The following is a 13431-nucleotide window of genomic DNA, read 5'->3' on the forward strand; positions in this document are numbered from 1 at the left end:
TCATCATCCTTCCGCTTTAAGCTCTAACAGTAAATCACGAAGCTCTGCCGCCCGCTCGAAATCAAGCGCTCTGGCCGCTTCTTTCATTTCGTGCTCCATTTGCTCAACGACTTTCTGGCGTTCTTTCTTCGTCATCTTCGCCAGTTTAGGCGCGGCTTTTGTTTTATATTCTTCTTTATCCTCAGCGGCCTGCGTCGCGCGGATCACATCGCGGATTTCCTTATTGATCGTTTGCGGCGTAATGCCGTGAATTTCGTTAAAGCGCTCCTGCTGTTCCCGGCGGCGCTTCGTTTCATTAATCGCGATCTCCATCGAATTCGTGATTTTATCGGCATACATGATGACGCGGCCTTCCGCGTTTCGTGCCGCCCGTCCGATCGTCTGAATCAGCGAACGTTCAGAACGGAGGAAGCCTTCTTTATCCGCATCGAGAATGGCGACAAGTGACACTTCCGGAATATCAAGCCCTTCCCTCAGCAGGTTGATGCCGATTAACACATCATGTTTTCCGAGGCGGAGGTCACGGATGATTTCAATCCGTTCAAGCGTCTTAATCTCGGAATGCAGATAATTGACCTTGATGCCGATTTCCTTGAGATAATCGGTCAGATCCTCTGACATTTTTTTCGTTAAAGTCGTCACAAGAACGCGCTCATTCCGTTCTATCCTCGCCTGAATCTCGCCGATCAGATCATCAATCTGTCCTTCGATCGGCCGGACGTCAATAAGGGGATCGAGGAGTCCAGTCGGTCTGATGATCTGCTCGATCATTTCCGGCGTATGCTCAATTTCATACGGTCCCGGAGTCGCCGACACGTACACGATATTGTGCATGTGTTTCTCAAATTCCTCGAATCGGAGCGGACGGTTGTCAAGCGCTGACGGCAGGCGGAACCCGTGATCGACAAGCACCTGTTTTCTCGCCTGGTCACCGTTGAACATGCCGCGCACCTGCGGAATCGTCACATGTGATTCATCAACGACAATCATAAAATCGTCCGGAAAATAATCAAGCAGCGTATACGGCGTAGAGCCCGGCGGACGGAGTGTCAAATGTCTTGAATAGTTCTCGATCCCTGAGCAAAAACCCATTTCCCGCATCATTTCAAGATCATATCTCGTCCGCTGCTCAAGCCGCTGCGCTTCAAGGAGCTTGCCGTTTTCGTGCATCACTTTCAAGCGCTCCTCAAGCTCCTGTTCAATATTCAGAATCGCTTTTTCCATCTTCTCCGCCCGGGTGACGAAGTGGGAAGCCGGGAAAATTGCGACATGGTCACGGTCGCCGAGAATTTCTCCGGTCAAAGCGTCGACCTCTCTGATCCGCTCAATTTCGTCTCCGAAAAATTCCACTCTGATACAATGTTCGTCACGGGAAGCCGGAAAGATTTCCACAACGTCTCCGCGCACGCGGAACGTCCCGCGCTGAAAGTCGATATCATTGCGGGCATACTGGATATCCACAAGCTTTCTCAGCAGCTCGTTACGCTCAATCTCCATTTCCGGTCTGAGCGACACAACCATTTCCCGGTATTCTTCAGGCGAACCGAGACCGTATATACATGACACACTCGCAATAATAATGACATCTCTCCGTTCAAACAGAGAGGATGTCGCGGAGTGTCTCAGTTTATCAATTTCATCATTAATGCTTGCGTCTTTCTCTATAAAAGTATCCGTTTGAGGCACGTACGCCTCCGGCTGATAGTAATCGTAATAGCTGACAAAATATTCGACAGCGTTGTTCGGGAAAAACTCCTTAAACTCGCTGTACAGCTGTCCGGCAAGGGTTTTGTTATGGGCAATGACCAGTGTCGGTTTATTCACTTCTTTAATCAGATTGGACACGGTAAAGGTTTTGCCCGTCCCTGTCGCACCCAGGAGAGTCTGGTGTTTTCTGCCTTCCTGTATGCCTTTGACAAGCTTCTCAATCGCTTGCGGCTGATCTCCCTGGGGCTGATATTTCGAGACTAACTCAAAACGATCTTTCACAAAAAAGCCTCCGTTTCTTTACGAAATCTTCCTATTGATATAGTAACACAATGACGGGCAAAATCACTAAAAATACGAACTAAAGTTCGATGGTTTGTTTTTACCAAGTCAATTTTTGTATAAAAAACCTGCTTTTATGGCGTAAAAGCAGGCATTCTATTTCATATTCACCATGTCAGGCATTGTCTTTCTTTTTGTCTGCTTCTTTTTTGGCCATGTACAGCCCTCCGGCCACCAGCGATACGACATCCAATCCAACGATAAAATACGTTTCGGTATAACCCTTTAAATAGGATGCGAAAAGCAGTGCGGCTGTGAGAGCGATCGCCACATAGTGGTTAAACGTGACGCGCGTAAAAAGGACGACCAGCATAAAAGGGAAACATAATGCAAAAACGGCTTTTGTAATCACAAAAACCCTCCTCGGGAATTCTTCATCTCATCTGATTATAGTAAAAAATGAAGAATCGGACAATCGTTCCCCTGCTATCACAATACCCTTTTTCGGCAGTCTTCAATCATCTGTCATAAAAATTGTGAATATAAATCCATTGAACCATTAACCAGATGAATCGAATTACCTTTCTTCAGCCGAAAGGATGAGAAGGTTTAGGTCTTTGTATCTTTGACAGTTTCTTCCTCCCTCTTTACAATGTAATGATAGTGTTTACTATCATTTTCTTGGATGAAGAAAAAAAGGGGGTCATACCGCATGTATTCAGTGCGATTTCAAAAAGCCGAAGAATCGAGCCGCTCTGCAGGAGCAAAAGGAATGAACCTGATTAAACTGACGAAAAACGGGCTGCCCGTTCCCGGCGGTTTTATCATTCAGACGAATGCCCTGACACGTTTTATGGAAGACAACGGGCTTCAAGCAGATCAGGAACAGATGGAGCGCGCCATTATGAACGGCACGTTTTCAAAAGAGCTTCGGGAGGAACTGACCGCGTCGTTTTATGAATTGAGAGAATCATACGTCTCTGTCGCCGTACGTTCCTCCTCCGCGTCCGAAGATCTTGAAGGGGCTTCTTTCGCGGGCCAGTACGAAACCTATTTAAATATCAAAACAGAAGAAGAGTTTCTCGGAAAAGTGAAAGAATGCTGGGCTTCCTTCTTCTCGGCGCGGGTCAGCGGTTATAAAGAGAAAATGAACAATGACACCGCAGAACCGTTAATGGGCGTTGTCGTGCAAGGGCTTATCAATTCCGAGGTTTCAGGAGTCATTTTCAGCCGCAACCCCGTCACACACGATGACGGAGAACTGATGATCAGTGCGAGCTACGGTCTCGGAGAAGCAATCGTCTCCGGCAGCGTGACGCCCGACACATTTATCGTCAATAAAGACACATTTCAGATTGAAAAAGAAATCGGCTTAAAAGAAATGTATATCGTTTCTAAAGACGAAGGCGTGACGGAAAAAGAGACGTCCGCTGACATGAGAAACCGCTTCTGCCTTGATGACGAGAGCGTCAAAGAGCTTGCCATGCTGACGATAAAGACGGAAGAACTGTACGGTTATCCCGTGGATCTCGAATTCGGATTTGCCGAAAATAAGCTGTATCTGCTTCAGGCCAGGCCGATTACAACGATCGTGCAGGATCAGAAAGCAGCAGACGAAGAACGGGAATTTATCATGACGCCCCGAGATCAGAAAGATTTTTGGCTCAATATGGAGGCCAATATAGAAGGCCCCGTCAGCCCGTTATTCGCCTCACTCATTGTGCCGGCTTTGGAATACGGCCTCAAAGAGAGCACGAAGACATTCCCTGTAATGGGCATCGAAATCGAGCGTGTCAAACTTCATCAGGGCCGTGTTTTTTCCAGACAGCATAAGACGGACGACAAGCTGCCCGCAGAACAGTTAGAAGCGCTTTTCCCCGTCTTGGCTGACCGCATGTACGATATTATTCAGGAAACCTTTCTGCCTTTTTATCAAAAGCTGGACGAACTGGCGCATACAGACCATACGCCGGAGACTGCCCTTGATGCGTTCCGAAACCTGCAAGATTTCTATTTAAAAGGATACGCAGAACATTTCAATATTGTCTTTCCGCAGGTTGCGTTAAACATGATACTGGAATCTATGTACGGACAGGTTGAGAAAGAAAACACCTCCCTTCTGTATGAAATGCTGGCTGGCGTCATGAATAAGTCATTGGAAACCGACAGACAGCTCTGGCTGCTTTCCGGACAAGTAAAAGACAGCCCTGAGCTGCGGCGCGTCTTTACGGTTTCTCATGCCGATGAGCTGCATCAGACGCTTCTGCAATCAAATGAGGGAAAACGCTTTCTCGAACAAGTCGGTGAATTTTTACAGGAATACGGCTGGAGATCCGTGAAAAGTCATGATCTCATTGAAGAAACTTGGGCGGAAAACCCTTATTTCGCTTTGGCCAACATTCAGAACTATGTCCGGAACGGATACGATTTTGACAGTGAGTTTCATAAAACGATAGAAAAACGAAAACAGCTCTACGCCGACTTTATGGATAGAATTGAAGATGACGGCTTCCGGGAGACGTTTGACCGCTATTATCAGTGGACATTGTCTTCATCCATCATCAAAGATGATCACCATTTTTATATTGATGCGATGCTGGACGCCAAAGCGCGCCTCTGCCTCTTGAAAATCGGCGAGCTGCTGCAAAAACAAGGCGTGATTGATGACCGGGAGGATATGTGGTACTTATACAGCGATGAAGTCGAGAAAGCGCTGGCGTCGCCGATTCCGATGCAGGAAAAAGCCGCTGAACGAAAACAGCTCTTCCAGCAATATCAATTGCTTGAAGCCCCCGCTTATCTCGGAACTCCGACTTCGGAACAGCTGAAAACGGCTGAACAGATTACCGGCTCCATCACAGAAGATGAAAAAAACACTGAACATCAAATTTACGGACTTGCGGCGTCAAGCGGAATCGCAAGCGGCCCGGTGAAAGTCATTCGTGACGCAAGTGAATTTTCCCGTTTTTCAACAGGAGACGTGCTTGTCTGCAAAATGACGACACCGCTGTGGACCAGTCTGTTCCAGGATGCAAAGGCCGTCATTACGGACACGGGCGGCATCCTGTCACATGCGGCGATCATCGCGAGAGAATACGGGCTCCCGGCCGTTCTCGGCACACGTGCCGCGACTGACAGGCTCAACGACGGAGATATCGTCACGGTGGACGGGACAAACGGCAAGATTACGATTGTCAAACGCGCTTCATGCTAGGTTTCCCTCTTTATTGACGACCAGAGCGGGTGTATACTTGTCCTGCCAGTATTTACGCGAGGTGAAACATGTTGAGGACGACGAACAAGAGAATTATTGACGCCGCGATGAACCTGATCATCCAAAAAGGATACCGCGCAGCGACAACAAAGGAAATCGCAGAAAAAGCAAAAGTAAGCGAAGCAACGATTTTCCGTAATTTTAAAAACAAACAAGGATTAATGAAAGCCATGATTGAACAGCAGACGCCGGTTCCGGAAAGCATGATCACCAAGGCGGAAGGCGATCTGTATGAGGATCTTCTTCATTTCGCCACGACCCTTCTTCAGCAATTGGAACAAAAAAAAGAAGTATTCCGCATCTGCCTGCGCGAACCGGAACTATTCGAAGACGTCCTGCAGGATATTGTCGTATATCCGCAATCCGTGAAAAAGCATTTAATCGTTTACTTTAAGGAGCTGACAAAGAAAAATATGATAAGCCCCGGCAGCGAAGAAGCTAATGCAGACGTCTTTATGACGATGATTTTCGGTTATTTTATACACCGGCTGCAGCTGGGGAAAAGAGTCATTACTCTCTCTGAGGAAACGATGCTGAAACACAGCACTGAGATTTTCATGAAAGGCATTACCGGCCGGTCATTTTCCGGCTCCAAGGAGGATGAAAGATGGGTTCAAAGAAAGAATGGGCGCTGATTGTTTCGCTTTTGCTGGGAGCCATACTCGTTCCCATCAATTCTACGATGATCGCAGTCGCCCTTTCATCCATTTCCCGCTCATTCAGCGAATCAATTGCCAGCATCACATGGGTAGTGACCGTGTATTTAATCGTGATGGCCGTGACACAGCCCATTGCCGGCAAACTCGGTGATATGTACGGAAACAAAAAAATGTATTTATGGGGCGTCGGCCTTTTTCTCATCGCATCATTGGGGTGCGCCCTCTCGCCAAGTCTTTTCTTATTGATTTTCTTCCGGGCGCTTCAGGCTGCCGGCGGCGCTTTGCTTACGCCAAACAGCATCGCCATCATCCGCCATGTCGTGTCTGAAAAACGGCTTCCGAAAGTATTCGGCTTTTTCGGCCTCGGTGCCGGGCTGGGCGCGGCTCTCGGTCCGTTTATCGGCTCTCTTTTAATTGAGAGCTTCAGCTGGCATTCGATCTTTTGGGTCAACATTCCGTTTCTTGCAATCGCACTCGTGACGGCATTAGTGATGTTTCCTAAATATAAAGAAGAAACGTCTGACGCTCCGCTTGATATCATCGGGTCCGTTTTGCTTGCCGGAAGCATTGTATCTATTATTCTTCTGACGAAAAATGAAAGCTCTTTGGGCTATTGGGTGTACGCGCTGCTCATTCTCATATTTGTTCCGCTATTTTTCAGGCGGGAGCTGCGCACGAAACATCCGATTATTGATTTTGACCTGTTTAAAAACACGACCTTTACGAGCGCCAATCTGTCGGTTCTATTAAGCAATTTAATGATGTACGCCGTGTTATTGATTATGCCGCTCTTTATGACCGGCCACTTCAGCATGAATACGTCGCACAGCGGCATGGCGCTGTCAGTCTTTTCTGTTTTCATGTCCGCCAGCAACTGGGGCGGAGCTCAGCTGCATCAGAAATGGGGCGCGCGAAGAATGATTTTTCTGTCCTTCGGGCTGATGGCCGTAGCCAATCTCTTATTTCTGCTTTTGGTTTATTCCCATTCCGTTCCGTTTCTTATGGCATCGCTTATTGTCGGAGGCATCGCGTCAGGTGCGGGGCTGACGAGCATGCAGGTATCTTCTCTTGCGACGGTAGAACCGGGCATGTCCGGCATCGCATCCGGGATTTTCTCCACCTTCCGTTATTTCGGAAGCATTATTTCTTCAGCACTGATCGGTTTAATCTCCGGGTTTCATATTCTGTTTATCATATTGATCGGAGTTTCTGTGATCGGCTTGTTCGTATCGCTTGGTATCAAGTCCGGGGAAACCGTTCAGACGAAAAAAAGCCATTCGGCGTAAACAAAAAAAGGTTCCGTGAGCACCCGCTTTCCGGAACCTTTTCCAGTTTTCCTTCTTATTTTTCTCTCTCAAAGTGTCACCGCAATGCCGTTGCAATGTAAATGGCTGAGAGTTCCGATCAAGTTCGGCGCTTACATCGTAATCCGGCCGTAAAAAAAGCCCGGCCGCCGTGTTGTTAGCGGCACCGGGCTTTTTATATGTGATTTTTCATAATTAATAAAACTGAAAGCTTATTATTTCCAATGTTTTTTCTTAATTTTTTTCATAATTCTCCTTACTAAAACCTACCTAAAACAATTATTGAATATTACTTTTATAATTAAGCAAAATTAAGTAACAATCATTGAAGGATTCTCAGACTGATAAAATTTATTTTAAATATAATATTTCAAAACACATTGATCCTCCTTCTAAAGTTGAGTCGCGTCACTTTAGTAGAATCATACCGTGGCTTCCCTTGTCAAAAGGCACAGTTCTTTTTTACACCACTACTTGAGACTTTAACGTTTCTCTCATTTGAATTAATTCAAAATAGAATTAATGGGGGAGATTACCCCCGTATTTCCAGGCGATCCAGGTGGGTGGCCTGGTAAATATTTGAGTCTCTGTATCTTTAACAATAGTATTTACAATATCATTAGGATACCGATTCAAAAAAAATGTTCTCCTTTAAACTTATGAAATTTCACGTTTCCTTCAACAACTTCACTCCATTTATGCATTTCATTGATATGAGTCGAAAAATCGCTATCCGCATAAAAAACGCTTACTCCACAACTTATTTTTTCTGCTTTGGGCTGAAACTTATAATTGTCCAAAATTATAAAATCTGCTCGCAAAATCGGAAGAAACATATCCATAATCTCTTTTGTATAAAACTCCTCTGGTATTCCCCCATATTGTTCCACCTTTGTCAAGAAAGTTTCATTAGTCATATTTTCAATGTCTTCTCTCTTTTCAAAAATATGTGGAGCATCTCGCCCAGAAAAAAACAGATGCCTTGGTTCCTTAGTTCCCATTTGCTTAAGTTTATAATATATCTCATAAGTCAATAAGGCTCCCATGCTGTGTCCAAATATAACATATTCATCGTCATATTCTAATTGTTCACTTATTCTTTTGGCGATATCTTCACTTGCTTCACCAACAGACTGGTAACAAGGCTCTGTGAATCGAGTTCCTCTTCCAGCCAATTCACATATACACAATTCATATCTATCCGGCAGTAGTTTTTTCCATTCATAATATGCATTTACCGACGCTCCAGCATATGGAATAGGAAATACTTTTATTTTATTTATTTCACTCACTCCTATGTTCAACTTGAGCCCACTATCATTACTATATAAACCTATAAGTATTCAAGATACATTTAATTGTACTTCTCTATCTCTCGCTGCTCTGCCAGCAACAAATTCACCATATCACTATAGCTATTCAAACCGTCTGTCTGATTATTTGCCTTCAGATATACATCATTTACATTTCTTGAAATACTTGAAATAACACCCTCATACTTATCCCGGTACTGCTCATTTTGTTCTATATCATGCTGCACCGCCTTGGACAGACTGGACATTATATCAGACGCCTGATCTGGATCCACTTTCTTTAGCTCAGATATAGAATAATCAAATGCCAGAAATAAACCACTGTATAGTATCATTGGATCATCCTGCTGCTTACATGCCAGATAAGCTATAAAATTAGCCTCATCCTCATGCATGAAACCACTCTGATGTGCCAATTCATGTGCCATAGTAGCAGGCACCAAGAAAACGGGCACATTAACATTGATATTGGATTCATAAGTAAAAGGGACAAAGATACCATTTATCCCTGCATGCGACATTAGCTTTGACATCACAACTGGTTTTGGTGTTGAGTATAAAGAATGCTCCAAAACAGGATATTCCTTTGATAACATTTGCATCGAGAACACTGCGTGTTGTGCATAATAATCAAAAACCTCTGGTACTTGAGCCAAAAGATCAGTGTCCGCTAACTTTTCCCTTGCCAATTCCATTTCAACGGCAAGCGACTTACTCAATTTGACCAGTTCCTCCTTGCTGTAGTTCTCTTCTTTATATTCGGTATAAGACAAAAAAGAATATCTGTAATAGTTTATTCCACCCAAAATAGTATAACAAAAATATATCACGCTACAGATCGTAACTATTCCTAGAGCACCACGATAAACTACCATCCTACGTACACCTTTACTCATGATAACCTTGCGCACATAATAAACGATATAAAATAGAAAAAGTAACACAACCAACACGACGAGCCATTCACTAACAGAAAACTTGACCCAAGAAGGTACAAATCCTACTATTTTTGACAATAACGGATATACAGACCTACTGTATTTTTCCGCCCAATCCTGATGGTTCTGCGCGTATATTGTCAGTATGTAAGCTATAACTCCAAGTGAAATCAACGGTAATCTCTTAAGTAAAAGCTTTTTTATAATGTACTCCCCCTATCCAACATAACCATTATAATCAGTTATTCTTAATATATATCCTGCTAAAGATTCATCTTCTAAAGGTTTTGGAGTTAGCAATAACCTTTCCAATAAGCCATACCTCTCCTTCATTTATTTTTTTATTATTTCAAAATAAAACAGCTAAGAAAATATAATTTTCTTAGCTGTTTTATTTTGAAATCTAGTTTAGGAGTTCTTGAAACTATTCCGAATAATTATGAAAAATCACATTATAATGCTGTCATTTCTTCGTGCTCGTGTTCATCCTGCACGAATAAAATACCTAATTCATGATGTTCGCCTTCATAGGACGCGCGCTGATCAAACCGGATCTCACCGTTCAGGCCGATGATCTCCATTTTTACAAATGCGCGGTTTTTTTGAAGTGCTTCATAAAAATCCGATACATGTTTTACGGGGAGGCCGTTTACTTTCGTAATAATCTCACCGATCTTCAGCTCAAGATCGTCCGCGGGTGTATTCGGAATGATGCCGAGCACCATTAAACCCTGATCCCGCTTAGAGAAATAAAACGGAGCCGCGTTATCGTTCAGCCGCTGTCTTAATGATAAAAACAGGCGTCCGAGCACCGCAATACAAGCGGCAGCTCCGGCAAGCGGAGTCCACCAAAGGGCCGCTGCCCCGAATGCGGCCACGATAACCCCGAGAATCATGACACGTTTCGCCGTTATCCTTATGCTGACTTCCGGAAGTGACCCCTGCACGCGCTGCCCGAAGCCGGCGATATAAGGAATCCAGATCAAATGGAAAGAGCCGCCCGGCACGGTAAAGACAGGCCACCAAGAAAGGTGTGACTCAAGCCCGCTGCCCGGCACCAATAAGAAAAGCGGAAGCAGCCATGCGCGATTCGCCAATTGTCGGCCGATGGGCAGGCCTCTGCTGCTGACGACAAGCGCCGGAGATGTTTTCAGATGCGCTGAACGGCAGGCAGCCGCTCCCTCCGTGATAATCAAAAGGCCCATAAACACGGCCGCCGATGCCCAATTCACGCCGAATGCCTGCGGAAACCGATCCGCAAACGGCACTGTGTGGGTATACTGAAGGATAAACGCAATGAACATGCCGGCGCTGACAATATAAGCTGAGGACAGCCAATTCATACGGAACGTCAGCGAAAGCAAAGCAGTCACAGCCGCGATTATGCCGAGAAGACCGAATGGAATCGAAATTCCCAGTCCAAAAAATAATATGGAGAGAAGAATACCCGGTATAAGTCCTTTTATGTATGTAAAGATAAGCTCGTCATACATATCCGCGATTTTTGTATGAAACGTATGGCGTTCACGTTTGATCCGCAAATATCCGCATGCGAGACTTATGATGATAAAAAACCAGAACATCGGGTGCAAAAAAAACAGACCGATACTTTTCAGAAGTTCAATTCCCCATTGAACAGACACTGCTTTCACCGCCTCAAGCCAAACATTTTAATTCTATTCTACCAAATAATCATTGGCTTGAATATCTCAAACGTCTATCTCTCTTCCGTCATCCACAGCGTTACATTTGAGAGAGAGAAATCTTTCAGATAGTGGTCAACCTCCACCTCGATCACGCCGCTGATCAGAAGCATGGACCGCTTAATATCCGTCAGATTGATTCCTAAACGTTTATGGTTTTTCATTAAGTAAGTGAAATAATGCTTCGCACACTCTTCATTGATTTCGTGAACACATTCAACATTTGTGTAATTGACCAGGTATCTGCTGAACAGCATAAGAAGACTTAGTGCTTTTGTTGATGAAAATGTGACGTCTTTTGTTTTGTCTTTTAGTTGTTCCACTAATTCATAATATTTCTTTTCACGCACAATACTTGCCCTCTTCAATTGTGAACCCCCATTTTTTTATCCAGATAAGCACGGGTGATTACAGCTGCCGTGCTGAAGCGCCGCAAACACTTCTGCTTTCGATACTGAAATGCAGCTGCCAAACTAAAACTGTTCTCTATTAGAACCTTCTTTTATTGTAAGAACTAAAACTGACTGAGGCAACTTTCAAAAGTTTCATTTTGAATACATATTAACTCGGCATAAAGTCTCTCTTCTCTATAAATATCGGGTAATGTTTGTCCTTTATAAATGTTTAAATGTGAAAATTTTTTTAATATCTTGTCAAAACCGACATAATTATATGTCTTTTAGTTCATTTTTAGAGTGCGACAAAAGAAACAGGAGACGTAAAAAACGCCTCCTTTTCATTTATTTTACAAATAATGATTTTAACGCCATTTGCAGCTGTAAATCATTTTTTTCGTCAGATTTCTGTTCATTCATCAGCTGATTCATTTTTTCCGCTGTCTTTTTATCAATGACCGCTGTTTTATCAAGCTTGTACCGGTCTTGAAACGCCAGAACGGCTTTTTTCATTGTTTTGCTGAAATAGCCGTCCGCTCTGCCCGGGTCGAAGCCTAGGCCTTTCAGCAGGATTTGGGCGTGCTTGACATCCGCGCTGTTCATATCAGGCTGAAGCGGCTGTTTCAGCTGAAGCGGTCCCGCCGCAAAATAATCCGGCTGGCTCACAGCGATTGTCGGAGCAATACCTTTTTTGTGAATCCAATTGCCTTTCGGTGTCAGCCATTTATAAAGCGTCAATTTAATGTTGCTCCCGTCTCCCATAGGCACGGCCTGCTGAACCGTTCCTTTACCGAAAGAAGTGTCACCGACAACGTCATAATGTCCCGCTTCTTTTAACGCACCCGCAAGAATTTCTGAAGCGGAGGCGCTTCCTTTATCCGTGATGACATTGACGGGATACGGCTTCTTATGTTTTAAGGTTGAGAAATATTGTTTTTTATCGCCGTTACGCTCCGCAATTTGGATATACGGCATGTCTTTTGTGATGAAATGCTTTAAAATTTGTTCGACGCTTTGAAGGTAGCCGCCGGGATTCCCTCTTACATCAAGGACGAGACCGTCAATCCCTTGTTTTTCAAGCTTTTTCAGCGCCGCGGCGAAGTCCTGGGCGGTATGCTCGGAAAATGTCGATATTCCGATGTAGCCGACATGATGACCGCCTGATTCTTTGCGGGAAGCAAATACGGTTTCAAGCGGGATTTCCGCTCTTTTAATCCGGAATGACAGCTGTTTATCAGTACCCGGACGCTGTATTTTAATAGAAACCTTCGATCCTTTTTTTCCTCTGATTTTCAGCACGGCTTCGTTTAAACCTTTCCCGTTCATTGACTCACCGTTTATGCTGATGATTTCATCATTCGGCTTGAGTCCCGCTTTTTCCGCCGGAGATTGCTTAAACGGTGATACGATAATGATTTTATTGTCCTCCATACCGACTTCAGCGCCGATCCCTTCGAAAGAAGAATCAAGAGAATCGGAAAACTGCTTAGCGGTCTGCTTGTCCATATAAACGGAATAAGGGTCGTTTAATGTAGACAGCATCCCCTGAATCGCTCCTTCAAGAAGCTTTTCTTTATCTACATTTTCTACGTATTCGTTCGAGATCAGCTCATATGCTTTTTCGATTTTTTCCATTGCCCGGCTTCTTTCTGCGTCTGTTGAATTCGGCTGTGCCGCCCCGGCAATATGAGCTCCGCCGCACATGATGCTGACGGCCGCTATCACTGCGATCATTTTCTGCTTCATCGTTTACCTCCTCTTAGTCCTTTTACGAAAACCTGGAGATAGTATGTGTAAATTGCAAAGAATTCATGTAACGGCAACAAAAAAATGAAAACGCGAGATTGTTACATATA

Annotated in this window: 10 protein-coding genes; 3 read left to right on the plus strand and 7 right to left on the minus strand. The window is 44.4% G+C overall.

Going from position 1 to position 13431, the window contains the following annotated elements:
- Nucleotides 1-3 precede the first annotated feature (3 nt).
- Both uvrB and OTK50_RS12205 read right to left on the minus strand, forming a co-directional pair.
- Nucleotides 4-1989 carry an excinuclease ABC subunit UvrB gene (gene uvrB, locus OTK50_RS12200; protein WP_003151439.1) on the minus strand — a complete coding sequence of 662 codons (1986 nt, stop codon included), beginning with the start codon at nt 1987-1989 and terminating at the stop codon, nt 4-6.
- A 175-nt stretch (nt 1990-2164) separates the two neighbouring features.
- The gene (locus tag OTK50_RS12205; protein ID WP_003151438.1) at nt 2165-2401 is read right to left on the minus strand and encodes a CsbA family protein; all 237 of its coding nucleotides are present in this window, start codon (nt 2399-2401) and stop codon (nt 2165-2167) included.
- Between the two features lie 300 nt (nt 2402-2701).
- Between OTK50_RS12205 and OTK50_RS12210 the strand changes: the two genes are divergently transcribed.
- From OTK50_RS12210 to OTK50_RS12220, 3 genes are all read left to right on the plus strand, one after another.
- Nucleotides 2702-5203: a PEP/pyruvate-binding domain-containing protein gene (locus tag OTK50_RS12210; protein ID WP_266121889.1), complete on the plus strand. Its 2502-nt coding sequence runs from the start codon at nt 2702-2704 to the stop codon at nt 5201-5203.
- A 71-nt stretch (nt 5204-5274) separates the two neighbouring features.
- The gene (locus tag OTK50_RS12215) at nt 5275-5898 is read left to right on the plus strand and encodes a TetR/AcrR family transcriptional regulator (RefSeq protein ID WP_266121890.1); all 624 of its coding nucleotides are present in this window, start codon (nt 5275-5277) and stop codon (nt 5896-5898) included.
- Nucleotides 5871-7208: an MFS transporter gene (locus OTK50_RS12220; protein WP_022553858.1), complete on the plus strand. Its 1338-nt coding sequence runs from the start codon at nt 5871-5873 to the stop codon at nt 7206-7208. The genes OTK50_RS12215 and OTK50_RS12220 overlap by 28 nt, the downstream gene beginning before the upstream one ends.
- A 650-nt stretch (nt 7209-7858) precedes the next feature.
- Here the strand turns inward: OTK50_RS12220 and OTK50_RS12225 are convergent.
- From OTK50_RS12225 to OTK50_RS12245, 5 genes are all read right to left on the minus strand, one after another.
- Nucleotides 7859-8530 carry a thioesterase II family protein gene (locus tag OTK50_RS12225; RefSeq protein ID WP_007407457.1) on the minus strand — a complete coding sequence of 224 codons (672 nt, stop codon included), beginning with the start codon at nt 8528-8530 and terminating at the stop codon, nt 7859-7861.
- A 50-nt stretch (nt 8531-8580) separates the two neighbouring features.
- Complete coding sequence (locus OTK50_RS12230) at nt 8581-9651, minus strand: DUF3810 domain-containing protein (protein ID WP_007407458.1); 1071 nt, start codon at nt 9649-9651, stop codon at nt 8581-8583.
- A 278-nt stretch (nt 9652-9929) separates the two neighbouring features.
- Entirely contained in the window at nt 9930-11120 is a 1191-nt protein-coding gene (locus tag OTK50_RS12235) for a S1C family serine protease (RefSeq protein ID WP_239033904.1), read from the minus strand.
- A gap of 74 nt (nt 11121-11194) precedes the next feature.
- Nucleotides 11195-11548 carry a swarming motility protein SwrAA gene (swrA, locus tag OTK50_RS12240; RefSeq protein ID WP_224223853.1) on the minus strand — a complete coding sequence of 118 codons (354 nt, stop codon included), beginning with the start codon at nt 11546-11548 and terminating at the stop codon, nt 11195-11197.
- Between the two features lie 372 nt (nt 11549-11920).
- Complete coding sequence (locus OTK50_RS12245) at nt 11921-13279, minus strand: S41 family peptidase (RefSeq protein ID WP_373418800.1); 1359 nt, start codon at nt 13277-13279, stop codon at nt 11921-11923.
- Nucleotides 13280-13431 lie beyond the last annotated feature (152 nt).

Origin of the sequence: Bacillus sp. NEAU-CP5 (assembly GCF_026420705.1) — a bacterium.
GTDB lineage: Bacteria > Bacillota > Bacilli > Bacillales > Bacillaceae > Bacillus > Bacillus velezensis.

What these genes read in the sequence shown, in the direction of transcription:
- OTK50_RS12210 (WP_266121889.1), top strand. Translation starts at nt 2,702, where the DNA reads ATGTATTCAGTGCGATTTCAAAAAGCCGAAGAATCGAGCCGCTCTGCA.
- OTK50_RS12245 (WP_373418800.1), bottom strand. Translation starts at nt 13,279, where the DNA reads ATGTGCGGCGGAGCTCATATTGCCGGGGCGGCACAGCCGAATTCAACA.
- OTK50_RS12220 (WP_022553858.1), top strand. Translation starts at nt 5,871, where the DNA reads ATGGGTTCAAAGAAAGAATGGGCGCTGATTGTTTCGCTTTTGCTGGGA.